We start from the raw sequence: 563 nt of genomic DNA on the forward strand, positions 1-563 counted from the left end.
ACCACGTGGTGTCCTCGACGAGCGGCAGCAGCTCGCGGGCGACGTCGGCCCGGATCGCCTTGAACCCGCACTGCGCGTCGGTGAAGCGGGCGCCGAGGGAGCCGCGCAGGATGAGGTTGTAGGCCCGCGAGATCACCTCGCGCTTGGGGCCACGCACCACCCTCGCGCCACGGGCGAGCCGGGACCCGATGGCGAGGTCGGAGTGGCTCGACAGCAGCGGCGCGACGAGCGGGCCGAGGGCTGCGAGGTCGGTCGAGAGGTCGACGTCCATGTAGGCGAGGACGTCGGCGTCGGATGCCAGCCACACGTGCTTGAGGGCGCGGCCGCGACCCTTCTCGGTGAGATGCACGGCGGTGACCTCGTCGAGCTCGGCGGTGAGCTCCTGTGCCACGAGCCACGTCGAGTCGGTGCTCGCGTTGTCGGCGACGGTGACCCGGAACGGGTGGGGGAAGGTCGCCGAAAGGTGGGCGTGGAGCCGCCGCACACTCGCCGCCAGCACCCGCTCCTCGTTGTGGACCGGGACGACGACCTCGAGCACGGCGCTCACACCGTCTCCACGGTCG

1 protein-coding gene is annotated in these 563 nt (G+C 71.9%); it reads right to left on the minus strand.

Features of this window, described 5'->3' with window-relative positions; translation table 11 throughout:
* Positions 1–547 (minus strand): glycosyltransferase (locus AC1D01_RS38070; protein WP_477875186.1); only part of this gene is annotated, 547 nt, incomplete at its 3' end.
* Positions 548–563: the final 16 nt, after the last annotated feature.

This window comes from Rhizobacter sp. P3_B12, from assembly GCF_056402895.1.